The organism is Cupriavidus pauculus, from assembly GCF_008693385.1.
Lineage (GTDB): Bacteria > Pseudomonadota > Gammaproteobacteria > Burkholderiales > Burkholderiaceae > Cupriavidus > Cupriavidus pauculus_D.
The window spans coordinates 547,749-572,346 of sequence record NZ_CP044065.1 but is presented as its reverse complement, the minus strand read 5'-3'; the positions used below and the strand labels follow the sequence as shown (position 1 = coordinate 572,346).

Sequence of the window (24,598 nt, the reverse complement as noted above, 5' to 3'; positions counted from 1 at the left end):
GAGAGGGCAAAGCCTTTACTGACCGAGGCCGCGGAGCAGGTCCGCCTTCAGGTCCTCGACCGACTCCAGGCCCACCGACAGGCGGATCAGGCCTTCGCTGATGCCGGCGGCCGCCTTGGCCTCGGGCGTCACGCGCAGGTGGGTGGTCGTGTACGGATGCGTGATGGTCGTGCGCGTATCGCCGAGATTGCCCGTGATCGAGCACAGCTTCGTGCTGTCGATCACGCGCCATGCGTTGGCGCGCTGCTGCTCGGCCGTCGCGCCCTTCAGCTCGAACGAGACGATCGCCCCGCCACCGCTTTGCTGGCGCCTGGCGGTCTCGTACTGCGGATGCGACTTCAGCGCCGGATGGAACACGCGTGCGACGGCCGGATGCGACTCCAGGAACTCGGCCAGCGCGAGCGCGTTCGACGAATGGCGTTCCATGCGGATGGCCAGCGTTTCCATGCCCTTGAGCATGACCCATGCGTTGAAGGCCGACAGCGTCGGACCCGCGGTGCGCACGAACGGAAACACCTTGCCCATGATGAAGTCGCGCGTCCCGACGATCGCGCCGCCGAGCACACGGCCCTGCCCGTCGATATGCTTGGTCGCCGAATGCACGACGACGTCGGCACCGAACTTCAGCGGCTGCTGCAGCGCCGGCGAGCAGAAGCAGTTATCGACGACGAACAGCGCGCCCGCGTTGTGCGCGATATCGGCCACGGCGGCGATATCGGCCACCTCGGTCAGCGGGTTCGACGGCGTCTCGAGGAAGAACAGCTTCGTGTTGGGACGCACGGCCGCACGCCACGCCGACACATCGCCGCCATCGACGTAGGTCGTTTCCACGCCGAACTTGCCGAGCACCGTGTTGAACAGCGTCATCGTCGAACCGAAGATCGAGCGCGAGCTCACGATATGATCGCCCGACTGCAGCGTGGCCAGCGCCACGGACAGGATCGCGCTCATGCCGGAGGCCGTGGCCTGGCAGGCCTCGGCCCCTTCGAGCGCGGCCAGCCGCGCCTGGAACATCGACACGGTCGGGTTCGTGAAGCGCGAGTACGTGTACGCCTCTTCCGAGTTGGCAAAGCGCTCGGCGGCTTCCGCGGCGTTGGCGAAGCAGAAGCTGGAGGTCAGGTACATCGCCTCCGAGTGCTCCTGGAACTCGCTGCGCAGGGTGCCGGCGCGCACGCCCAGCGTGTCGATGCCGAGGGCATTGGGATCGAACGGTTCGCTCATCTTGTGGTTATGGTCTTCGATTACTCGTTGGTGCCCGAACGCTGCAGATGCAGTTGCGAACGCTCCGTGTCGCCGCTGGCGCTGGTGCCGTCGCGATCGGCCTGGCTACGCGCGGTCTCGAGGCGCTCGAGGTAGGCTTCGTCGATATCGCCGGTGATGTATTTGCCATCGAAGCACGACGCATCGAAGTCGCGCAGCGCCGGGTTGATGTCGCGCACGGCCTGCTTCATCGCTTCCACGTCCTGGTACACGAGCTTGTCGGCGCCGATCATCTGCGCGACTTCCTCGTCGGTACGGCCGTGGGCCACGAGCTCGCTGCGCGTCGGCATGTCGATGCCGTACACGTTCGGGAACTTCACGGGCGGCGCGGCCGAAGCGAAGATCACCTTGTTGGCGCCGGCATCGCGGGCCATCTGGACGATCTCGAACGACGTGGTGCCACGCACGATCGAGTCATCGACGATCAGCACGTTCTTGCCCTTGAACTCCACGCCCATCGCGTTGAGCTTCTGGCGCACCGACTTCTTGCGCACGGCCTGGCCCGGCATGATGAACGTGCGGCCGACGTAGCGGTTCTTGAAGAAGCCTTCGCGATAATCCACGCCGAGGCTGTTCGCCACCTGCATGGCGGCCGGACGGCTCGAATCGGGAATCGGCATCACCACGTCGATATCGCCACCCGAGATTTCCTTGCGGATCTTCTCGGCCAGGTAGTCGCCCATGCGCAGGCGCGCGTCGTAGACGGGCACGCCATCGAGGCACGAGTCGGGACGCGCCAGATACACGTATTCGAAAATGCAGGGCGTGAGCACCGGATTGTCGGCGCACTGCTTGTTGTAGAGCTTGCCGTCGAGGTCGATGAAGATCGCTTCGCCCGGCGCCACGTCGCGCTCCATCGTGTAGCCGATGCCCTCGAGCGCCACCGATTCCGACGCGACCATGTATTCCTTGCCCGTCGGCGTATCGATGCTGCCCAGGCACAGCGGACGGATGCCGAACGGATCGCGCACGGCAAGCATGCCGTAGCCCGCGATCTGCGCGGTGATCGCGTACGCGCCCTTGACGCGGCGGTGCATGCCGGCCACGGCGCGGAAGATCACTTCCGGGTCGAGCGAATTGCCGTTGCTCGCGCGCTGGAGTTCGTCGGCCAGCACGTTCAGCAGCACTTCCGAATCGGAATGCGTGTTGATGTGGCGACGGTCGCGGCGGAACATTTCCTCGCGCAGTTGACGCCAGTTGGTCAGGTTGCCGTTGTGCGCCAGCATGATGCCGTACGGCGCATTGACGTAGAACGGCTGGGCCTCTTCCTCGCTGGAGGCGGAACCCGCGGTCGGATAACGTACCTGGCCGATACCGGCCGCGCCGGGCAGGCCGCGCATGTTGCGGGTACGGAAGACATCGCGCACGAGACCGTTGGCCTTGTGCATGTGGAAGGTGCTGCCGTTGGCGGTGGCGATGCCGGCTGCATCTTGCCCGCGATGTTGCAACAGCAGCAGGCTGTCATAGATCAACTGATTGACAGGCGAAGTGGACACCACGCCGACGATACCGCACATGCCAAGCTCCCAACGGAATGCAAAATTGCAAAGAATTCAGGGGGCGCGGCCCGCCCTGAGAGCGAACCCGCGTTGTTCGGAAACCCGCTTGTGGCACGGTTCCCGTAAATCGATGTTCAGGTCCTCACGTACCTGGCCAGCTCCGGCGGCAGCCACTGCCGCGCGGCCTCGATGGCCTGGGTCACGTAAGGCCGGGAAACCGCGTCTCGCCAGAACGGTTCCTCGGGCAATTTCGTCAGGCTCGCGACCGTGACGATCACCATGATCAGCAACGCGCCGCGCGCCAGCCCGAAGATCAGGCCCAGCCCGCGATCCGCGGGCTTCAGGCCCGTGGTCTCCAGCAGCTGGCCGAGCACGGTGCCCGCGAGCGCCGCACCGATCCAGACCGCGAGAAACACCGCCACGTAGCCCAGCGCCGTGCGCGTCAGCTGGCCGCCCGGCAGCGACTCGGGCATCCAGGCCGCGACCGTCGCGCCGAAGTGATACGCCACCACGAGCGCCACCACCCAGCCCACCAGCGCCAGCAGCTCCCGCACCAGTCCGCGGAGGATGCCGATCAATGCCGACGCCACCAGAATGAAGGCAACGCCGTAGTCAAAAAAAGTCAGTGCCATGCCTGTCATGGGCGCTACCGCGCGTTCCTCGAAGATGGGGCCGATCGGACAGCCTGCAATGGCCGCTTACTGTTCCACCAGCTTCGATGTCAGGCCAATGGCCCGGACGCGCTTCTCGGCCGCCTCGGCCGCTTCGCGATCGCTGAACGGGCCCGCACGCAACAGGTTGCGCTCGCCATCGGCAAGCGTCTTCTTTTCCACATAGGCCGGCACCTTGCTCTCCTTGAGCTTGGCCAGCCAGTTCTTCGCGCGTTCCTCGGAGGCGAACGCGCCGATCAGAATCAGGTACTTGCCGCTGCCGGTGGCCTTGTCGCCGACCTTGTCCGCGGGCTTGTCGGCAGGTTTGGCGGCGGGCTTGTCGGCAACCTTCACCTCGGCCGGCTTCGCCTCGGCGGGCCTGGCCGCGGCCGCAGCGTTGCCGCCCGTTGTGTTCACGATTTCCTCGCCGGCATCGAGCGCGGCATCGTTGCGCGAGGACGCAGCGGGGGCCGGCGGCAGCGGATCCGCCTTGCGCGGCTCGACCTTGGGCTTCTGCCCCTGCGCCGCCCCGTTCGCCACTTTCACCGCGATGTCTTCCGACACCGGGCGCGGCTTGTGTTCGAAGATGATGGGCAGAACGATGATGGCCACGGCCAGCAGCACCACGGCACCGATCAGGCGACGGCGCGCGCGCTGCTTCTGCGGGAAATCGGGATCGAGGGTGTCGTCGGCGTACTCGCTCGACGCACTGGCGCGGCCACGCGAGGGAGGAGCGGAATCCGTGCGCGAGCGCCGCCCCCGCTCGGGATTGACGTCTCTTCCCGTCGATTGTCTCGTCGAATCTTTGCCCTTGCGGGACGAGAACAGCGAAAGCAGGCCCATGGATGCCTAGAAAAATGGTTCGAGGTCGATCAGCGTTGATCAGCGTTGATCAATTTGCCTGCGTGGCGCGGTATGCGAGCACGCCTGCAACCGTGTAGAACGATCCGAAGACCAGAATTCTATCATTCTCGGTCGCTCTGCCGATGGCGTCCCGATACGCCAGTTCGGGACTCGCAAAACACGCGGCCGAATTATCCGGTCCCGCCTCGAATCCGCTGGCCTCGAGTTTCTCCAGCAGTTCGGCCGCGCTGGCCGCGCGTTCGCTGGGCAGATCGCACAGGCACCAGTGGTCGATCTTGTCGCCGACGTGCTGCAGCACGCCCGCAATGTCCTTGTCGTGCATCGCGCCGAACACCGCATAGGTGTAGCGGAAAAACCCCATATTCTCGAGGTTCTGGCCCAGCGTCGCCGCCGCATGCGGATTATGGGCCACATCGAGAATCACGGTCGGGCGCCCCGCCATGACCTGGAATCGGCCTGGCAGTTCGACGAAGGCCAGCCCGTTGCGCACTTCCTGCGCGCTCACCGGCAGGCGCGGGCGCATGGCCTGCAACGCCGCCAGCGCGGCCGAGGCATTGAGCAGCTGGTTGGCCCCGCGCAGCGCGGGATAGCCAAGCCCGTTGAGCTTGCGGTCGCGGCCGCTCCAGTCCCACTGCTGGCGCTCCTGGCCCTTGGCGGCCTGATGCTGGAAATCGCGGCCGACGAGCCACAGGTCGGCGCCGATTTCCTCGGCATGCGCGATCAGCGACTGCGGCGGCATCGGATCGCCACAGATCGCGGGCACATGCGGGCGGAAGATGCCGGCCTTCTCGAAGCCGATCTTCTCGCGCGTGTCGCCAAGGTACTGCGTGTGGTCGATATCGACGCTCGTGATCACCGCGCAATCGGTATCGATCACGTTGACGGCATCCAGACGGCCGCCGAGCCCCACTTCCAGCACCATCGCATCGAGGCCCGCCTGCGCGAACATGTGGATGATCGCGAGCGTCGTAAATTCGAAGTACGTCAGGCTGACCGGATCGGCGAAGCTCGTGCGCGCGCGCTCCACGGCCTCGAAGTGCGGCAGCAGCTGCGCGTCGGTCGCGAACTCGCCATTGATGCGCGCGCGTTCGTTGAACGAGATCAGGTGCGGCGACGTATGGCAGCCCACCTTGTAGCCGGCCTCGAGCAGGATGCGCTCGAGCATCGCGCAGGTCGAGCCCTTGCCGTTGGTGCCGCCCACCGTGAATACCACGGCGTCGATGCGCAGGCCGAGCGCTTCCTTGACGCGCGTGATGCGCGTCAGGCCCATGTCGATGCCGACAGGGTGCGCGGTTTCCAGATGGGTCAGCCAGTCGGGAAGATTGTGGAAGATGGGCATTTCAGCGGGGCGGCGGAGGATCGTACTAGCGTTGGACCTGCGGGAGCGCAAACAGTGCGGGGCAACTGCGCGCTCCAAATGAAAAACGGCGCGTCAACCGCCCGCGCCGTTCCGTATTGCGGCGGCGGCCGTATCAGGCCACCGCGTCAGCCGGCTGCTTCTGCAGCAGCGCGAGCAGTTGCGCGATTTCCGCGCGCAGCTTGCGGCGATCGACGATCATGTCGATCGCGCCCTTCTGCAGCAGGAACTCGGCGCGCTGGAAGCCTTCCGGCAGCTTCTCGCGCACGGTCTGTTCGATCACGCGCGGGCCGGCAAAGCCGATCAGCGCCTTCGGTTCGGCGATCACGACGTCGCCCAGGAACGCGAAGCTCGCCGACACGCCACCCATGGTCGGGTCGGTCAGCACGCTGATGAACGGCAGCTTGGCGTTCGACAGCTGGTTCAGCATGGCCGTGGTCTTGGCCATCTGCATCAGCGACAGCAGGCTTTCCTGCATGCGCGCGCCGCCCGTGGCGGTAATGCAGATGAACGGCACCTTCTGCTCGAGCGCCGCCTGTGCGCCGCGCGCGAAGCGCTCGCCCACCACGGAGCCCATGGAGCCGCCCATGAACTCGAACTCGAAGCACGACACGACCACCGGGATCGTATGGATCGCTCCGCCGAGCACGACCATCGCGTCGGTCTCGCCGGTTTCGTCCATGGCCGCCTTGATGCGGTCCGGATACTTCTTGGTGTCCTTGAACTTCAGCGCGTCGACCGGCACGATCTCCTGGCCGATCTCGTAGCGGCCCTCGGCGTCCAGCAGCGCGTCCAGACGCTCGCGCGCGCGGATACGCATATGGTGATCGCACTTCGGGCAGACGTGCAGATTGGCCTCGACGTCGGTCCGGTACAGGACCGATTCGCACGCCGGGCACTTGACCCACAGCCCTTCCGGAATGCCCTTGCGGGTGGAGGGGTCGGTCTGTTGAATCTTGGGAGGCAGGAGTTTATCCAACCAGCTCATGAAAGCTCCTTACGGAATTCAGGCCGCGAATTTACCACGGCGGGGGGTTCCCCGCCGCAGCCAGCCCTGGTATTTCGCGGTTTTTGAGACTTTTAAAGCACAATTACCGATCGAGTGCCGTCCGGATCTCGGCGATAAATGCGCGCAGCGCCTCCACGGCCTGCTCGCGCGGCGTGTCTTCCAGCAGCTGCACGATCCGGCTGCCGATCACGACCGCATCGGCCAGCTCGCCGATCGCGCGCGCGCTCTGCGCGTCGCGAATCCCGAAGCCCACGCCCACCGGCAGGTTCGCATGACGCTTGATCAGCGGAATGCGCTGCGCCACGCTGTCCAGGTCCAGCGCGGCCGAACCGGTCACGCCACGCAGGGACACGTAGTAAAGATAGCCGCTGGCCACGCGCGCCACGGCTTCGATGCGCGCATCGGTGCTCGTCGGCGCCAGCAGGAAGATCGGGTCCATGTCGTTGGCGCGCATCAGCGCGGCAAACGCCTCGCACTCCTCGGGCGGATAGTCTACGATCAGCACGCCATCGACGCCGGCCGCCTTCGCATCGGCCGCGAAGCGCTCGATGCCCATGCGCTCCACGGGGTTCGCATAGCCCATCAGCACCACGGGCGTCTCGTTGTCGGTCTTGCGGAATTCGGCGACCCACTCGAGCACGTGCACGAGCGTGACGCCCTGCGCGAGCGCGCGCTCGGACGCGCGCTGGATCACGGGGCCATCGGCCATCGGATCGGAAAACGGCACGCCGAGCTCGATCACGTCGGCGCCACCGGCCACCAGCGCGTGCATGAGTTCGACGGTCAGCGCCGGCGCGGGATCGCCCGCCGTGATGAACGGTACCAGGCCCTTCTTGTTCTGCGCGGTCAGTGCCGCGAACGTTTTCTGGATGCGGGACATGGGGTCCTCAACTCCTCAGATTAGGGTGCCGCTCGCGGACGCAACGTCGTCGTTGGCCGCGTCGGTGGTATTGGATGCTTCGGCCTGTGCGGCGTCATCCCCTGCTTCGGCCGCGGGAGCGAGCGCGGGCTGCGTCGCGGCCACGCGCTGGCGCGCCACGTCGATATACGTGGCGTTGATCTCGAAGCCGACGAAGCGCCGGCCGTGGCGCAGACATGCGACGGCCGTGGTGCCGCTGCCCGAGAACGGATCGAGCACGATGCCGCCCGGCGGGCAGCTGGCCAGCACCATGCGCTCGACGATTTCGAGCGGCTTCTGCGTGGGATGATCGGCACGCTCCGGATCCTGGCGATGGATCCGGGGCACGCTCCACAGGTCTTTCGGGTTGTAGCCGACCTCGAGCCACTTCTTGCCCTCGAACCGCGGGCGGCTGCGCGCCTTCTTCGTCTCGGCATCGTACGGAATGCGTACGGGGTCGAGGTCGAAGTAGTAGTCGCGCTGGCGGGCGAAGAAGCCGATGTTGTCGTGCACCGAGGAGTACTTGCGCGTGGTGCCGCCCATGCTCGGCACGCGGCGGTCCCAGATGATCTCGTTGATCATCGTCATGCGCTGCTTCAGCATGACGAACAGCTCCGGGGAGTATTGCCACGTGCAGAACAGGTACAGCGAGCCGCGCGGCGCGATCTTCGGAATCAGCGCGTCCATCCAGCGCACGGACCAGTCGAGATAGGCCTGCCCCGAGAGCAGGTCCGAATCGTTGCCGTAGTCCTTGCCGAGCCCGTAAGGCGGGTCGGCGACCACGAGATCGATCGAGCCGTCCGGAATGCGGGCGAGCCCCTCGAGCATGTCTTCCTGGTACAGGCGCAGATTGGGCGTGTCGAGCACGTCAGCGGTCGGGTCGGCAGCTTGCATCAGAATTTGATCCCGGCGCGTTCGGCCACGGTGTGCATGTCCTTGTCGCCACGGCCCGAGAGATTCACGAGCAGCAGCTTGTCCTTGGGCAGCGTCGGCGCGAGCTTGCACGCGTACGCGATGGCATGGCTCGACTCGAGCGCCGGGATGATGCCTTCGATGCGGCAGCAGTCGTGGAACGCCTTGAGCGCTTCATCGTCCGTGATGGTCACGTACTGCGCGCGCTGGCTGTCCTTGAGCCAGGCGTGCTCGGGGCCGACGCCCGGGTAGTCGAGGCCGGCGGACACCGAATGCGTCTCGATGATCTGGCCGTTCGCATCCTGCAGCAGGTACGTGCGGTTGCCGTGCAGCACGCCGGGCACGCCGGCCGTGAGCGATGCCGCGTGACGGCCCGTCTCGATACCGTCGCCGGCCGGCTCCACGCCAATCAGCTGCACGTCCTTGTGGTCGATGTACGGATAGAAGATGCCCATCGCGTTGGAGCCCCCGCCCACGCACGCGATCACCGCGTCCGGCTGGCGGCCCGTCAGTTCGGGCATCTGCACCTTGGCTTCCTCGCCGATCACGCACTGGAAGTCGCGCACGAGCATCGGATACGGGTGCGGACCCGCCACGGTACCGATGATGTAGAACGTGCTCTCGACGTTGGTCACCCAGTCGCGCATCGCTTCGTTGAGCGCGTCCTTGAGCGTGCGCGAGCCGCTTTCCACGGGCACGACGGTCGCGCCCAGCAGCTTCATGCGGTACACGTTGGCGGCCTGGCGCTTGACGTCCTCGGAGCCCATGTAGACCACGCATTCCATGCCAAAGCGCGCGGCGATGGTCGCCGCGGCCACGCCGTGCTGGCCGGCGCCGGTCTCGGCGATCACGCGCTTCTTGCCCATGCGGCGCGCAAGCAGCGCCTGGCCGATCACGTTGTTGATCTTGTGCGCGCCGGTGTGGTTCAGGTCCTCGCGCTTGAGGTAGATCTGCGCGCCGCCGAGCGTCTCGCTCCAGCGCTGCGCGTGATAGATCGGCGACGGGCGGCCGACAAAGTGCTTGAGCTCCCGGCGGAATTCGGCGTCGAACTCCGGATCCTTCTGGTAATGCGCATAGGCCTGGCGCAGCTCGTCGAGCGCGTGCATCAGGGTCTCGGAAACGAAAACACCGCCATAGGGGCCAAAGTGGCCGCGGGAATCGGGCAAATCGTACATGTCCAGTCTCTTCAGAGAGGGTCCCGGCGCGATGGCGCGGGGACGTAATGCCGGAGGGGCCGTAGGCGGGGAGCGGACGGCGGCGTGGCTGGGAAGCCGTCCTGCTTAACCCGCCTCGGCGGATCGGACCGCGCGCACGAACGCGGCAATACGGGCGGCATCCTTGACGCCCTTGGCTGCCTCCACGCCGCTGCTGACATCGACGGCGTAGGGGCGCACGCGTGCGACCGCCTCAGTGACGTTTTGCGCGTTCAACCCACCACTCAAAACGATGCGAGGAGCGTCGCTTGCGGTCGGGCTGCCTGTCGTTGCAGGCACTGTAGGTGCTGGCGGGAGCCATCGAGGGGGAATCAGGGTCCAGTCGAAGACGTGGCCACCGCCGCCATACCCTTCCACGAAGGCATCGAGCAGCAGGCCGGCGGCGTCGGCATATTGATGGCCGAATTCTACCAAATCGAGGCCCGGCCGAACACGGGCGGCGCGCATGAACGGCAGCCGGCAGCGGCGGGCGATCTCCGTGCATTGCTGTGGCGTCTCGTCCCCATGGAACTGGAGCAGTGTCAGCGGCACACGCTCGGCCACATGGGCGACCTCCTCGGCATCGGCGTTGACGAACAGGCCGACCACCGAGACGAACGGCGGCACGCGCTCGGCCAGCGCGGCGGCGCGCGCCACATCGACATGCCGCGGGCTGCCCGGGTAGAACACGAGGCCGATGGCGTCGGCGCCGGCATCCACGGCGGCGGCAACGTCCTGCTCGCGCGTGAGGCCGCAGATCTTGATGCGCGTGCGGTGGGGCATCGTCACCAGCGGGGTGGAGGTTGGGCTATCTGGCGCCGTCATCGGCAAATACTCCGTGAAACAGGCTCGCGGACGTATCCGCGGCCGGAAGGGCATAAGGCTCAGGATACTTCACGTCGACCAGATACAGCCCATCCGGCATGAAGGTCGGCGCGCCACGCCGGCGGTCGCGCGCGGCCAGCAGCTCGGCCATCCACGCAGCCGGATAGCGGCCCCGCCCTACCGCGACGAGCCCGCCCATCAGGTTGCGGACCATATGGTGGAGGAACGCGCTGGCGCGAAAGCGCAGGAAGAGCCAGTTGCCGTCCTCGGCGAGCGTCACGTCGTACATCGTCTTGACGGGCGACTTCGCCTGGCACTCGGCCGCGCGGAACGACGAGAAATCGTGCTCGCCGACCAGGCACGCCGCGGCCTCGCGCATCGCCTCGACGTCGAGCCGCCGGCCCGGCGGCAGCATCAGGTAGCCGGCACGGCCGTGCACCATCGGCACGCGATGCGGGCCCGTGTACAGCGCGTAGTAATACATGCGCTCGTAGGCCATAAAGCGCGCGTGAAAACCGTCATCGACGGGCTGCGCCCACTGCAGCGCGATCGACGGCGGCAGGAACGCATTGACGCCCCGCACCCACGAGAACGGCTCGCGCGACAGTTCGGTATCGAGGTGGATGACCTGCCCCAGCGCATGCACGCCGGTATCCGTACGGCCCGCGACGGTCGTCGCCAGACGCACGCCCGCGAAACGCTCGATCGCGTCTTCGAGGTGATCCTGCACGGTATTGCGGTGCGGCTGGGACTGCCAGCCCGAAAAGGCGGCTCCGTCGTAATGGAGGCCGATGGCGATGCGATTCATGGGGGTCAAAAGAAAATGCGCCGGAAGGAACGCTTCCGGCGCATCGTTCGCGAACCGCAATGATAGCGCAGCGCGGGACCGCTCAGCGCAGCACGATCCGGCTCAGGTCAGGCGACCTCGCGCAGCAGCGTGCGGGCCTCGGCCTGCAGCGGGTCCTGCGACTGGTCCACGACTTCCTGCAGCAGTTCGCGGGCCCCTTCCTTGTCGCCGATCTCGATATAGGCGCGCGCCAGATCGAGCTTGATCTGCATGTCGCGGCCGCCATCGATGCCCACCGCGGACAGCGTGCTCGGTGCCACGCCGTTGGTGTGCTCGCTGCGGTGCTCGGAGGTCACGCGCGACAGGTCGATCGGCTCCACGAGCTTGCCGTCCTGCAGCATCGTCGGCGCGGGCAGCGGTACCGTCGCTTCGTCGAGCTGCGGCACGCGCTGCGGTGCCGGCGCGTCCTCGCGGACGGTGTCCTGACCCAGCGAACCGCCAGCGGCGCCAAGGTCCGCGTTCAGGTCGAGCGAAAGGCCCGACATGTCGAACTCCAGCGGACGCGAGCGCGTCGGGGTGTCCAGCGCGGGGGCATCGAACGAGGCCACCTCGGCCGGGCGGCCGGCGTCCGACTCGGGCAGGTCGAGGCCGTCGTCGAAACGCTCGTCCAGAACATCCACCGATCGTGCCGCCGGTTCGGTCGCGTTCAGGTCACCACCGAACACGAGCGAGGCCGACTGCGGCGCCACGATGGGCTCCCCCGCGGCGGGCGCCGGAAAGCCGTCCAGCGGCAGGGCGATATCGCCGAGCGTCGGCACTGCCGCCGGCTGCTGCTGCAGGTTCATCGCCGGATCCTGCGTGCGCCACTGATCGGCGGCAGGCGTCTTCGTGTCCTGATCCCCGGCCGCATCGGGCGCGACCGTCAAATACAACGCATTGCTCGGATCGAGCTTGCGGCCCATCTCCACGGCCTGTTGCCAGTCCGCGCCTTGTCCGCCCGTCTGGGCAAACATTTCTTCTGCGATCACTCGGAAACCTTCCACATCCTGACGAGTGCTGTAAATCTCCATGAGCTTCAGGCGAATGGCCTGGCGCTCAGGGTTCTGCTGAAGCGCTTCGCGCAGGATCTCCTCTGCCTGCACGTCGCGCCCGTAGGCGATATAGACCTCGGCCTCGGCGATCGGATCCACCTCGGTCGCTTCGGGCGAGTTGCTGCCGATCCGGAAGTCCGCGCCGAACACGCTGTGCTGCGACGTGTCCACGCTCTGGCCGCCGGCCGCGCCGAACAGCGAATGGCCACCGGCCATCACCGTGCTTTCCTGCGAGAGGATGCTGTCGCCAAAGCCGTGGCCTTCGCTGGCCTTCTGCTTCTGGCGGCGGCGGTAGATCGCATAGCCGCCCAGCAGCGCGATGAGCAGGCCGGCGCCCGGCAGCAGCATCGGGTTCTCGAGCAGATCGTCGAGGAACGACTTCTCGGGCGGCAGCGGTGCCGGCGGACGCACCGCCGGCTTCGCCGGCGTGGCGGTGGCGGCAGCGGGGCTCGACGCCGCGGCGGTGGCCTGCGGTGCCGAAGCGGCGGCAGCCGTCACGGCCGGCGCGGCGGCATCGGATGCCGCAGCGGCGCCGGTGCCCGGGGTGGTCGTTGCGGTAGTGGTCGTGCCCGCAACCGGTGCGGCCGGAGCAGCCGGCGTTGTCGCGGCATCGGCCTTGGCCGGTGCCGCCGGCACCACGGTCGGCGCGGGCGCCGGTGCAGCGTTGGTGGCCGTGCTGGCAGCGCCGGCGGTGGCTGCGGCGGCAGCCGTCGCGGCGGCAGCGGACGACTTGGCCGCGTCATTGGCCTGCGCGAGCTTCGAGATCTCCGCGTTCTTCAGCTCCATCAGGCGCTGCATGTCGGTGACGTTCTTCTCGAGCTGCGCGAGCTTCGACTCGGCTTCCTTGAGCTTGCGCTCGTTGGCGACATTGGCTTCGGCCTGGGCATTCGCCTTGGCCTGTGCGCCCTGCTCGCCCTTGCTGAGCTTGAGTTCGTCGCGCGGGCCGGCGGCCGGTGCGGCCTGTTCCTGCACGCGTGCGGTCACGGCACCCGATTGCTCGCGGCCCGTGCCGCTCTCGACGGACTTGGCGGCAGCCGCGGCGGCCAGACGCGCACGGTAGCTGTCGAAGCCCTGCGTGCGAGCGACCACTTCGCGGCGCGCTTCACGGGGGCTCACGGACTGCGCCTGCTCGGTCGTCGGGACCTTGAGGACCGCGCCGGACTTGATGCGGTTGATATTGCCGCCGATGAACGCGTTCGGATTGTTCCGGTACAGCGCGAGCAGCATCTGGTCGAGCGAGACGGACTCCGCACCCTGGGTCGCTTCGCCGGCGATGGACGACAGCGTGTCGCCACGCTGCACGGTGTAGCTGCCGGCGACGGGGGAAGCGGGAGGCGCGGCCGGTGCGGGCTGCTGCGCGCGGCGCTGCGGGCGCTGGCGCGGCTGTGCGGGTTCGGCACCCGGATTGGCGCCGGCACCGGCGATCGGCGCGGCCGACGGCGTCGGGGCGGCCAGCGGTGCGGGCGCGGCATTGTTCTCGGCGGGCGAAGCGTCCGGCGTCGCCGCCTGCACGACCGTGGTCGGCGCGAACGACTGCGGCGAAGGCTTGCTGCCGGCCGGATCGAGCAGGAACGTGTACGCGCGCGTCACCTTGCCGCTCGACCAGGCCATATCGACGAGGATATCGACGAACGGCTCGCTGATCGGCTGGTTGGAGCGCACGTAGGCGACGTAGCTGCCGTTCGGACGGCGCTCGACGTTGACGCGCACGCTGCCGACGGCCGGCAGGTACGTGAGTCCCGCACGCGCATAGGCGGCCGGGGACGCGAGCTTGACGACGAGGCTCTCGGCCTCTTCCGGCGCGACGCCACTGATATCGATTTCAGCCTGAAGCGGTTGCCCCAGGCTCGACTGTACCCGTAGTTGTCCAAACCCTGCGGCATACGCGGCCGGCTGTACAAGCAGCAGACCGAGAGCCGTCACGGCCAGCGTTGACCAGCGCTGACGGACAGTAGGCGCATCTTTCCGGCGATGTAGGTTCACACTCACCTCGTGCTCCGTTTGTTTTCTAATGAACAGAATTGACCCGACCCCAAAAACAGGCGCGCCCGATCGAGGGTGACCTCCCCCCTCGGCATGGGCTTATGCCGGCTGTATTGTGACGCAACCCTGCGAAAAAAACGCGCCGGAACGTAACAACGCCGCGCGGGGGCGCGGCGTTGCGAGGAAAGTGACCCATTTTGTTGCCTGGCCGCAACGCCGATGCTCGCGTTGCAGCCGGGCAGCCGGAACGGTCAGGCTTCGATCAGAATGCGCAGCATACGACGCAGCGGTTCGGCCGCGCCCCACAGCAGCTGATCGCCCACGGTGAACGCGGACAGGTACTCGCCGCCCATCTGCATCTTGCGCAGACGGCCCACCGGAATGGTCAGCGTGCCAGTCACGGCAGCGGGCGTGAGGTCGGTCATGCTGGCCTCGCGCGTATTGGGCACGACCTTCGCCCACTGGTTGTTCGCGGCGAGCATGCCTTCGATCTCGTCGATCGGCACATCCTTGCGCAGCTTGATAGTGAGCGCTTGCGAATGGCAGCGCATCGCGCCGATCCGCACGCACAGGCCGTCCACGGCGATCGGGGCCGCGCCGGTGGCGCCCACGAAGCCTTCGCCACGGCCGAGAATCTTGTTGGTCTCGGCGCCGCCCTTCCACTCTTCGCGCGACACGCCGTTGCCCAGGTCCTTGTCGATCCAGGGAATCAGGTTGCCGGCCAGCGGCACGCCGAATTGCTTGGTCTCGTCCGCGGACAGGCCATGCTGGGTCGCCAGGATCTGGCGGTCGATCTCGAGGATCGCCGAAGCCGGGTCGTCGAGCAGCGGCTTGACCGCGGCGTTGAGCGTGCCGAACTGGGTCAGCAGTTCGCGCATGTGCTGCGCGCCGCCACCCGAGGCCGCCTGGTACGTCATGGAGGTCATCCACTCGATGAGGTCGTGCTGGAACAGGCCGCCGAGGCCCATCATCATGCAGCTCACCGTGCAGTTGCCGCCGATGAAATTCTTTACGCCCTTGCCCAGCGCATCCTTGATCACGCCGAGGTTGACCGGATCGAGCACGATGATCGCATCGTCCTTCATGCGCAGCGACGAGGCCGCGTCGATCCAGTAGCCGTTCCAGCCGGCCGCGCGCAGGCGCGGGAAGACGTCGTTGGTGTAGTCGCCGCCCTGGGCGGTCAGCACCACGTCGCACTTCTTCAGCGCCTCGATGTCGTTGGCATCCTTGAGCGTGGTTTCATTCTTCGCCATCGCCGGCGCCTTGCCGCCAGCGTTGGACGTGCTGAAGAAAATGGGCTCGATATGGTCGAAATCGCGCTCTTCCTGCATGCGTTGCATCAGGACGCTGCCAACCATTCCCCGCCAACCGACGAGACCTACAATCATGACAAACCTCGGATGTGATGTGAACTTCCCCGCCATTTTCCTCGCCCGGCGTGGCTGCGCGGGGAAGACGGGCAGGCACGACGAACGATCTAGGGGATCGTTTTGGTAATGGTTTTAATCGTCGTTGCGGTAACCGCGGGGCCATGCGACTCCACGCCGCCCGAATCAGGGGTGACGATATCACGCGTGGTGATAGCAGCGATGGAGAGTGCAGTCTGGATAGACTGGGAGATGACCATGCGGGGGAGTCTACACGATATTTTGCGGCGATGCCGCACGGAAATACGACGGGGCGGGCCATACGGCCCGCCCCGCCTGATACGACTTACAGCGCGGCGAGTACGGCGTCGCCCATTTCACGCGTGCCGACCTGCTTGCAGCCCGGCGTGAGGATATCGCCGGTACGGTAGCCCTGCGACAGCACCTTCTTGACGGCATTCTCGATGCGGTCCGCCTGCTCGGCCTTGTTCAGCGAGTAGCGCAGCATCATCGCCGCCGACAGGATCGTCGCCAGCGGGTTGGCGACACCCTTGCCCGCGATATCGGGCGCGGAGCCGTGCGACGGCTCGTACAGGCCCTTGTTGTTCGCATCGAGCGACGCCGAAGGCAGCATGCCGATGGAACCCGTCAGCATTGCCGCCTCGTCGGACAGGATGTCGCCGAACATGTTGCCGGTGACGATCACGTCGAAGCTCTTCGGCGCCTTGACCAGCTGCATGGCCGCGTTGTCCACGTACATGTGCGACAGCTCGACGTCCGGATATTCCTTGCTGACGTCGATGACGACGTCCTTCCAGAACTGGAACGTCTCCAGCACGTTGGCCTTGTCCACGCTGCACAGCTTCTTGCCGCGCTTGGCGGCCGCCTGGAACGCCACGTGGGCGATGCGGCGGATCTCGGGCTCGCTGTAGCGCATCGTGTCGAAGGCTTCGCGGGCGCCCTTGAACAGCCCGTCCGGCGCCTCGCGCAGGCCGCGCGGCTGACCGAAGTAGATATCGCCGTTGAGCTCGCGCACGATCAGGATATCGAGGCCGGCGACGAGCTCGGGCTTCAGGCTCGAGGCGCCGGTCAGTTCCGGATAGCAGATGGCCGGGCGGAAGTTGGCGAACAGCTGCAGGTGCTTGCGCAGGCCGAGAATGGCCTGCTCGGGGCGCAGCGCGCGCTCGAGCTTGTCGTACTTCCAGTCGCCCACGGCGCCGAACAGGATGGCGTCGGCTTCCTTGGCCAGCTTGAGCGTGTTGTCCGGCAGCGGATGGCCTTCGGCCTCGTAGCCCGCGCCGCCCACGGGCGCGGTTTCCAGTTCGAACTTCTCGTCGAGCGCGCCAAGTACCTTGACGGCTTCCGCGACGATCTCGGGGCCGATGCCGTCGCCCGGCAGGACTGCAATCTTCATCTTTCTGATTCCTGTACGTGTGCGTATGCGTGTGCGTGTGCGATCAGCCGACCACGCGGTTTCCGAGCCACGGCATGCGCGTCAGACGCTCGGCTTCATAGGTCTTGATCTTGTCCGACTGGCGCAGCGTCAGGCCGATATCGTCGAAGCCGTTCAGCATGCAGTACTTGCGGAACGGCGTGATATCGAACGCGTAGCTCGTGCCATCGGGCGTGATCACCACCTGCTTGTCCAGGTCGATCGTCAGCTTGTAGCCGTTGAACGCATTGGTCTCGTTGAACAGGTGGTCCACCTGCAGCGCGGTCAGCGCCACCGGCAGCAGGCCGTTCTTGTAGCAGTTGTTGAAGAAGATGTCGGCGAAGCTCGGCGCGATGATCGCGCGGAAGCCGTACTGCGCAAGCGCCCACGGTGCGTGCTCGCGCGAGCTGCCGCAGCCGAAGTTGTCGCGCGCCAGCAGGATCGACGCCCCCTGGTAGCGCGGCTGGTTCAGCACGAAGTCCGGGTTCAGCGGCCGGTTGGTGTTGTCCTGGCCCGGCTGGCCGACATCGAGATAGCGCCACTCGTCGAACAGGTTCGGACCGAAGCCCGTGCGCTTGATCGACTTGAGGAATTGCTTGGGGATGATCGCGTCCGTATCGACGTTCTCGCGATCGAGCGGCGCAACCAGGCCGCTGTGAACCGTAAATTTTTCCATGATGCGGATTGCCTCGCTTGGTGGCTGCGCGTTACTTGTTGGCGGCGCGCTCGAGCGCGTGACCGGCAGCCTGGGTGTCCTTGCCGAATCCGGCGACCGTGTTGCAGCCCGCCAGCTGCAGGATGCCGACACATGCCAGCAGCGCGATCAGGATCTTTTTCATCTTCAAGCCTTTCGAAATAACCGTAGACAGGATGGGATGGGATGCCCGGGGTCAGCCGAGCTTACGGATATCGACGAAATGGCCCTCGATGGCTGCGGCAGCAGCCATCGCCGGGCTTACCAGATGGGTGCGGCCGCCCGCGCCCTGCCGGCCCTCGAAATTGCGGTTCGAGGTGGAGGCACAGCGCTCGCCCGGCTCCAGGCGGTCGGCGTTCATCGCCAGGCACATCGAGCAGCCCGGCTCGCGCCACTCGAAACCGGCGGCCTTGAACACCTTGTCCAGCCCTTCGCGCTCGGCCTGTTCCTTGACCAGGCCCGAGCCCGGCACGACCATGGCCAGCTTGACGTTGGACGCCACGCGGCGGCCGAGCTTCTGCACGACCCACGCGGCCGCGCGCATGTCTTCGATGCGGCTGTTGGTGCACGAACCGATAAAGACCTTGTCGATCTTGATCGCGTCCATCGGCACGTTCGGCTCGAGGTTCATGTACTCGAGCGCGCGTTCCATCGCGCCGCGCTTGACCGGATCCTTCTCCTTCTCGGGATCGGGCACGCGGTCCTCGATGCTGACGACCATCTCGGGCGACGTGCCCCAGGTGACCTGCGGACGAATCTCCTCGGCACGCAGCTCGACCACCTTGTCGAAATGGGCGCCGGCGTCCGAATGCAGCGTGCGCCAGTAGCCGACGGCCTGCTCCCATTCCACGCCCTGCGGCGCGAACGGACGGTTCTTCACGTATTCCAGCGTGACGTCGTCCACCGCGACGAGGCCCGCGCGCGCGCCGGCTTCGATCGCCATGTTGCAGACGGTCATGCGGCCTTCCATCGTCAGGTCGCGAATCGCGGAGCCCGCGAATTCCATCGTGTAGCCGGTACCGCCCGCGGTGCCGATCTTGCCGATGATCGCGAGCACGATGTCCTTGGCCGTGCAGCCGCGCGGCAGCTTGCCTTCCACGCGGATGAGCATGTTCTTGGCTTTCTTGCCCAGCAGCGTCTGCGTGGCCAGCACGTGCTCCACTTCGGAGGTGCCGATGCCGTGCGCGAGCGCGCCGAACGCGCCGTGCGTGCTCGTGTGCGAGTCGCCGCAGACCACGGTCATGCCGGGCAGCGTCGCGCCCTGCTCGGGCCCGATCACATGCACGATGCCCTGGCGGTGGTCGTTCATCTTGAACTGGGTGATGCCGAACGCGTCGCAGTTGGCGTCGAGCGTATCGACCTGCAGGCGCGACACGGGGTCGGCGATGCCCTGGGTGCGATCGGTCGTCGGCACGTTGTGGTCCGACACGGCCAGGTTGGCGCTGATGCGCCATACCGGACGCGATGCGATCTTCAGGCCTTCGAACGCCTGCGGGCTCGTGACTTCATGCAGCAGGTGTCGGTCGATGTAGAGCAGCGTGGTGCCGTCTTCCTCGACGTGGACGGTGTGGTCATCCCAGAGTTTGTCGTAGAGCGTCTTGGCCATGATGCAGGGGGGCGAACCGTCACGTCCGGGCAAGGGACACAAGCGATCCGCAATGTGGTTTGCAGGGGATTGTTTTTACCGGCGATGTCACCGCCGCTGTGCAGTCCGATTGTGCAGCCTTTTCGGTGGCGACGGCGATTGCTTGACATCACAAGCGATTATGCCACGTGAAGCGCCCATGCAGCGGCCAGCCGGCACCCCGGGAGGGCACCTGCCGCATGTGATTGGCGAAGGGGGGATTTCGTCGTTGACGAAAAGAGAAAAACCGGGCGATTCAGGCTGGTAGCGCCGCTACCAGCCTGGGGATCAGCCGCCCAGATACGCGGCGCGGATGCGGTCGTTGGCCAGCAGATTGGCGCCGGTATCGGCCAGCACCACACGGCCGGTTTCCAGCACATAGCCACGGTCGGCGACCTGCAGTGCCTTGTTGGCGTTCTGCTCGACCAGGAAGACGGTGACGCCCTCTTCGCGGATCGTGCGGATGATGTCGAAGATCTGCGCGATGACCAGCGGCGCGAGGCCCAGCGTCGGCTCGTCGAGCAGCAGCAGGCGGGGCCGGCTCATCAGCGCCCGGCCGATCGCCAGCATCTGCTGCTCGCCGCCCGACATCGTGCCGGCGCGCTGCGTCGCGCGTTGCGCCAGCCGCGGAAACAGCTTGAACACGTGCGCGATGCCGGCTTCGATTTCCTCCCGGTTCGAAAAGAATCCGCCCATCTTGAGGTTATCGAGCACGGTCAGGCTCGGAAACACGCGACGGCCTTCCGGCGAGATGGCCATGCCGAGCCGCATGATGCGGTGCGTGTCCATCTGCGTGATGTCCTGCCCCTCGAACAGCACGCGGCCGCTCGACGCGCGCGGCGTGCCGCACACGGTCATCATCAGCGTGGTCTTGCCCGCGCCGTTGCTGCCGATGAGCGTGACGATCTCGCCCTTGTTGACCTCGATCGACACGCCCGACAGCGCTTCCACGGCGCCGTAGTGGGTGTGGACGTTTTCCAGCTTCAGCATCAGTCCTCTCCCAGATAGGCCTTGATCACGCGCGGGTCGTTGCGCACCGCTTCCGGCTCGCCGATCACGATCGGCCGGCCGTGCTCCATCACGAGGATGCGATCGGACACGCCCATCACGAGGCTCATGTCGTGCTCGATCAGCAGCACCGAGATATTGAACTCGCGGCGCAGCCCGTCGATCAGCTGCTGCAACTCCACCTTCTCCTGCGGGTTGAGACCGGCCGCCGGCTCGTCGAGCATCAGCAGGCGCGGCTTCGTGATCATGCAGCGCGCGATCTCGAGGCGGCGCTGATGGCCGTACGACAGCGTGCCCGCCTCGCGGTTGGCCACGGACGTCAGGTTCATGCGTTCGAGCCACACGGCGGCGCGCTCGAGCGCCTCGCGTTCGGCACGGCGATATCCGGGCGTGGCGAACAGGCCGCGCAGCAGGCCGGACCGCACCTGCAGGTGCTGGGCCACGAGCAGGTTCTCCACCACCGTCAGCGACTTGAACAGGCGGATATTCTGGAACGTGCGCACGAGGCCGCGCCGCGCCACGAGGTGGCTCGGCAGGCCCGCGATGGCATCGCCGTCGAGCGACACCTCTCCCGCGGTCGGCTTGTAGAAACCGCCGACGCAGTTGAACACCGTGGTCTTGCCCGCGCCGTTCGGGCCGATGATCGCGAAGACCTCGTCGCGACGCACATCGAAGTCGATGCCGTCCACGGCCAGCAGCCCGCCGAAGCGCATCTGCAGGCCCGACACTTTCAGCAGTTCCGCGCTCATCGGGGTAGCTCCACGTGCGGACGGCTCGCGGGCAGCAGGCCCTGCGGACGCCACATCATCATCAACACCATTACCAGGCCGAAGATCAGCATGCGGTACTCGGCGAATCCGCGCGCGACTTCCGGCAGCGCGGTCAGCAGGATCGCGGCGAGGATCACGCCAAGCTGCGAACCCATGCCGCCGAGCACGACGACGGCGAGGATCAGCGCCGACTCGATGAACGTGAACGACTCCGGATTGACGAGGCCCTGACGCGCCGCGAAGAACGCGCCCGCGAGACCCGCGAACGACGCGCCGAGCGTAAACGCCGACAGCTTGATCCGCGTGGGATTGAGGCCAAGCGAGCGGCATGCGATCTCGTCGTCGCGCAGCGCTTCCCACGCGCGGCCCATCGGCATGCGCACGAGGCGGCTCGTCACGAACAGCGTAAAGCCGACGAGCAACAGCGCAAGCAGGTACAGGAAGATCACCATGTGCTGGCCGCTGTAGTCGAGCCCGATCAGCTCGTGGAACGTCTTCGTGCCTTCCACGCTTGCGCTGCGCGCCATCTCGATACCGAACACGGTCGGCTTCGGAATGCCCGACACGCCGTCCGGGCCGCCCGTGAGGCTCGTCAGGTTGTTGAGCAGCAGGCGGATGATTTCGCCGAAACCGAGCGTGACGATGGCGAGGTAGTCGCCGCGCAGGCGCAGCACGGGGAAACCGAGCGCGAACCCGAACGCCGCGGACAGCGCGGCCGCGAGCGGCAGGCATTCCCAGAACGTCAGGCCGAAGTACTGGTTCAGCAGCGCGTAGGTGTAGCCGCCCACCGCGTAGAAGCCCACGTAGCCAAGGTCGAGCAGTCCCGCATAGCCCACCACGATATTGAGGCCGAGGCCGAGGATCACGTAGATGAGCGCGAGGGTCGCCACATCGACGGCGCCGCGAGAACCGAAGAACGGCCACACGAGGCCGACCGCGAGCAGCACCCAGATGACGACGCGCTGCTGGCGCGCGCCGAGTTCCACCCTGGGCAGTCTGGCCACCGTGCCCGCGCGCGTAAAGAGTGGACCAAACAGCGGACCAAACAGCGGACGGAACAATTGAAACAGGAAGACCGCGCCGACCGCGATCCACACGGGTTGCCAGTGCGGCTCCAGCACGACCTTGTAGCCCTCGAGCTTCAGTTGCAGGCCGAGGATCGGGATGGTGAGGATGGCCGTCATCACCGCGGCGGTGACGGCATTCTTGATGGACAGGGTCATCGGATTACACCTTCTCGACGTCCGGCTTGCCGAGCAGGCCGGTGGGACGGAACAGCAGCACGAGCACCAGCAGGCCGAACGCGACCACGTCCTTGTACTCTGCGGGCATGTACCCCGAGGCGAACGTCTCCGCGAGACCCAGCAGCACGCCGCCGAGCATCGCGCCCGGAATGCTGCCGATACCGCCGAGCACGGCCGCGGTGAACGCCTTGATGCCGGCGATAAAGCCGATGAACGGATTGAGCTTGCCGATGGTCAGGCCGATCAGCACACCGCCCACCGCGGCCAGCATCGCGCCGAGCACGAAGGTGAACGAGATGACGCGGTTGGTATCGATGCCGAGCAGGTTCGCCATGCGCATGTCTTCCGCGCAGGCGCGGCAGGCGCGGCCCATGCGCGAGCGGCCGATAAACAGCGTCAGCGCGATCATCAGCACCAGCGTCACGCCGACGATGAGCAGGCGCGAATACGGCACCGTGACCGTGAAGTCGCCGCCCATCTGGAATTCGATGGCGCCCGAGATCAGCTGGGGCACGGACACGTCGCGCGCGCCCTGCCCGATCTGGACATAGTTCTGCAGGAAGATCGACATGCCGATGGCCGAGATCAGCGGCACGAGCCGCGGCCCGCCGCGCAAGGGGCGATACGCCACGCGCTCGACGGCAAAGCCATACAGCCCCGTGACCGCCACCGAGACGATCAGCGCCGCGCCCAGCACGAGCGGGAGCGGATAGCCCGCCTGCGCGCCGATGGCGGTCAGCGTGACGAGGCCCACGTAGGCGCCGATCATGTAGATCTCGCCGTGGGCAAAGTTGATCATGCCAATGATGCCGTAGACCATCGTGTAGCCGATGGCGATCAGCGCATAGATCGCACCCAGCGTCAGGCCGTTGACCAGCTGCTGGGTGAATTGTGGGAGGAATTCATTCATGGGCGCGTCCATTGCGACGCGCCCCGGCCGGCACATGGCCGGCGGGGCGCGACTGGGTTGGCTGCCGTTTAGTTGGCTGCGGTCTTCGTGGCGTCCTTGTGCCACGTGTAGACCACGAACTTGAAGGCGCGCAGGTCGCCCTTCTCGTCGTACTCGACCTTGCCGATCGGCGTCTGGAACGCGTTCTTGTGCATGTATGCGGCCACCTTCGCCGGATCCGTGCTCTTCGCGCCGGCAATGGCGTCGCCGATGATCTGCACGGCCGCATACGACGGCATCTGGAACGCGCCGTTCGCATCGCGCTTCTTGTCCGCGAACGCCTTGACCAGACCCGCGTTGGCCGGATCGGCCGAGAAGTCGGCCGGCAGCGTCACGAGCATGCCTTCGGAGGCCGGCCCCGCGATCGCGGTCACGTCCTTGTTGCCCACGCCTTCGGGGCCCATGAACGTGGCCTTGACGCCCTGTTCGCGCGCCTGGCGCAGCAGCAGGCCCATCTCGGGGTGATAGCCGCCGAAGTAGACGAAGTCCACGCCCTGCGACTTCAGCTTGGTGATGACGGCCGAGTAGTCGGAGTCGCCGGCATTGATGCCTTCGAACACCGCCACCGGAATCTTGGCCGCTTCCAGATCCTTGCGCACCGAGCTCGCAATACCCTGGCCGTACGACTGCTTGTCGTGCAGGATCGCCACCTTCTTCGGCTTGACCTTGCCGATGATGTACTGCGCGGCGGCCGGGCCCTGCTGGTCGTCGCGGCCGATCGTGCGGAAGATGAACTTGCGCTTCTTGTTCTCGGTCAGCTGCGGCGCGGTGGCCGACGGCGTGACCATCACGATGCCTTCGTTCTCGTAGATGTCCGATGCGGGAATCGTCGAGCCCGAGCACACATGCCCGATCACGTAGCGAATGTTCTGGCTGACGATCTTGTTGGCCACGGCCACGGCCTGCTTCGGCTCGCAGGCATCGTCCATCAGCACGGCTTCGAGCTTGTTGCCGCCGGCGCCGCCGGCCGCGTTGATCTGCTCGATGGCGGTCAGCGCGCCGGCCTTGACCATGTCGCCGTACTGGGCGACCGCGCCGCTCATCGGACCGGCGATGGCGATCTTGACGGTTTCCGCGCTGGCGCCGGACGCAGCGAAGGCGGCAGCCGTCGCCATGGCAGCGGCGACGGAGATGGACGTGAGACGGGAAGACGTCATCAGGAGCTCCTCTGTTCTAGGTAGA

22 protein-coding genes are annotated in these 24,598 nt (G+C 66.4%); all 22 read right to left on the bottom strand.

From position 1 onward, the window contains the following. Positions 1-15: 15 nt before the first annotated feature. Positions 16-1,221: an O-succinylhomoserine sulfhydrylase gene (locus FOB72_RS02710; RefSeq protein ID WP_150371124.1), complete on the bottom strand. Its 1,206-nt coding sequence runs from the start codon at positions 1,219-1,221 to the stop codon at positions 16-18. A 20-nt stretch (positions 1,222-1,241) separates the two neighbouring features. Further along, a complete protein-coding gene (gene purF / locus FOB72_RS02705) occupies positions 1,242-2,777 on the bottom strand; it encodes an amidophosphoribosyltransferase (RefSeq protein WP_150371123.1) in 1,536 nt (511 codons plus the stop codon). A 116-nt stretch (positions 2,778-2,893) separates the two neighbouring features. Then, positions 2,894-3,391, bottom strand: coding sequence for a CvpA family protein (locus FOB72_RS02700; RefSeq protein ID WP_150371122.1), 498 nt, complete (start codon positions 3,389-3,391; stop codon positions 2,894-2,896). Positions 3,392-3,457: 66 nt separating this feature from the next. After that, positions 3,458-4,252: an SPOR domain-containing protein gene (locus tag FOB72_RS02695; RefSeq protein ID WP_150371121.1), complete on the bottom strand. Its 795-nt coding sequence runs from the start codon at positions 4,250-4,252 to the stop codon at positions 3,458-3,460. A gap of 49 nt (positions 4,253-4,301) precedes the next feature. Further along, the gene (folC, locus tag FOB72_RS02690; protein ID WP_150371120.1) at positions 4,302-5,612 is read right to left on the bottom strand and encodes a bifunctional tetrahydrofolate synthase/dihydrofolate synthase; all 1,311 of its coding nucleotides are present in this window, start codon (positions 5,610-5,612) and stop codon (positions 4,302-4,304) included. Between the two features lie 133 nt (positions 5,613-5,745). After that, positions 5,746-6,618, bottom strand: coding sequence for an acetyl-CoA carboxylase, carboxyltransferase subunit beta (accD, locus tag FOB72_RS02685; protein ID WP_150371119.1), 873 nt, complete (start codon positions 6,616-6,618; stop codon positions 5,746-5,748). 103 nt (positions 6,619-6,721) lie between these two features. Further along, complete coding sequence (trpA, locus tag FOB72_RS02680) at positions 6,722-7,519, bottom strand: tryptophan synthase subunit alpha (protein ID WP_150371118.1); 798 nt, start codon at positions 7,517-7,519, stop codon at positions 6,722-6,724. A gap of 15 nt (positions 7,520-7,534) precedes the next feature. Beyond that, positions 7,535-8,431, bottom strand: coding sequence for a DNA-methyltransferase (locus FOB72_RS02675; protein ID WP_150371117.1), 897 nt, complete (start codon positions 8,429-8,431; stop codon positions 7,535-7,537). Then, positions 8,431-9,624 (bottom strand): tryptophan synthase subunit beta, encoded by a 1,194-nt coding sequence (trpB, locus tag FOB72_RS02670; protein WP_150371116.1) that lies wholly within the window; start codon positions 9,622-9,624, stop codon positions 8,431-8,433. Before trpB ends, FOB72_RS02675 begins: the two co-directional genes overlap by 1 nt. 105 nt (positions 9,625-9,729) lie before the next feature. Next, a complete protein-coding gene (locus FOB72_RS02665) occupies positions 9,730-10,467 on the bottom strand; it encodes a phosphoribosylanthranilate isomerase (protein ID WP_150371115.1) in 738 nt (245 codons plus the stop codon). Then, entirely contained in the window at positions 10,451-11,275 is an 825-nt protein-coding gene (gene truA, locus FOB72_RS02660; RefSeq protein ID WP_150371114.1) for a tRNA pseudouridine(38-40) synthase TruA, read from the bottom strand. Before truA ends, FOB72_RS02665 begins: the two co-directional genes overlap by 17 nt. Before the next feature lie 107 nt (positions 11,276-11,382). Further along, positions 11,383-14,334, bottom strand: coding sequence for a FimV/HubP family polar landmark protein (locus FOB72_RS02655; protein ID WP_150371113.1), 2,952 nt, complete (start codon positions 14,332-14,334; stop codon positions 11,383-11,385). Between the two features lie 245 nt (positions 14,335-14,579). Next, entirely contained in the window at positions 14,580-15,716 is a 1,137-nt protein-coding gene (gene asd, locus FOB72_RS02650) for an aspartate-semialdehyde dehydrogenase (protein ID WP_150371112.1), read from the bottom strand. Between the two features lie 325 nt (positions 15,717-16,041). Continuing rightward, the gene (leuB, locus tag FOB72_RS02645) at positions 16,042-17,109 is read right to left on the bottom strand and encodes a 3-isopropylmalate dehydrogenase (protein ID WP_150371111.1); all 1,068 of its coding nucleotides are present in this window, start codon (positions 17,107-17,109) and stop codon (positions 16,042-16,044) included. Positions 17,110-17,152: 43 nt separating this feature from the next. Further along, complete coding sequence (gene leuD / locus FOB72_RS02640; RefSeq protein ID WP_150371110.1) at positions 17,153-17,803, bottom strand: 3-isopropylmalate dehydratase small subunit; 651 nt, start codon at positions 17,801-17,803, stop codon at positions 17,153-17,155. A gap of 31 nt (positions 17,804-17,834) precedes the next feature. Further along, positions 17,835-17,966 (bottom strand): entericidin A/B family lipoprotein, encoded by a 132-nt coding sequence (locus tag FOB72_RS02635; protein ID WP_150371109.1) that lies wholly within the window; start codon positions 17,964-17,966, stop codon positions 17,835-17,837. Positions 17,967-18,017: 51 nt separating this feature from the next. Further along, positions 18,018-19,427 carry a 3-isopropylmalate dehydratase large subunit gene (gene leuC, locus FOB72_RS02630; protein WP_150371108.1) on the bottom strand — a complete coding sequence of 470 codons (1,410 nt, stop codon included), beginning with the start codon at positions 19,425-19,427 and terminating at the stop codon, positions 18,018-18,020. Positions 19,428-19,733: 306 nt separating this feature from the next. Beyond that, complete coding sequence (locus FOB72_RS02625) at positions 19,734-20,435, bottom strand: ABC transporter ATP-binding protein (RefSeq protein ID WP_150371107.1); 702 nt, start codon at positions 20,433-20,435, stop codon at positions 19,734-19,736. Continuing rightward, a complete protein-coding gene (gene livG / locus FOB72_RS02620) occupies positions 20,435-21,202 on the bottom strand; it encodes a high-affinity branched-chain amino acid ABC transporter ATP-binding protein LivG (RefSeq protein WP_150371106.1) in 768 nt (255 codons plus the stop codon). The genes FOB72_RS02625 and livG overlap by 1 nt, the downstream gene beginning before the upstream one ends. Beyond that, positions 21,199-22,446, bottom strand: coding sequence for a high-affinity branched-chain amino acid ABC transporter permease LivM (locus FOB72_RS02615; protein ID WP_150371105.1), 1,248 nt, complete (start codon positions 22,444-22,446; stop codon positions 21,199-21,201). The genes livG and FOB72_RS02615 overlap by 4 nt, the downstream gene beginning before the upstream one ends. A 4-nt stretch (positions 22,447-22,450) precedes the next feature. Next, the gene (livH, locus tag FOB72_RS02610; protein ID WP_150371104.1) at positions 22,451-23,377 is read right to left on the bottom strand and encodes a high-affinity branched-chain amino acid ABC transporter permease LivH; all 927 of its coding nucleotides are present in this window, start codon (positions 23,375-23,377) and stop codon (positions 22,451-22,453) included. 68 nt (positions 23,378-23,445) lie between these two features. Continuing rightward, positions 23,446-24,573 carry a branched-chain amino acid ABC transporter substrate-binding protein gene (locus FOB72_RS02605; protein WP_150371103.1) on the bottom strand — a complete coding sequence of 376 codons (1,128 nt, stop codon included), beginning with the start codon at positions 24,571-24,573 and terminating at the stop codon, positions 23,446-23,448. Between the last annotated feature and the right edge of the window lie 25 nt (positions 24,574-24,598).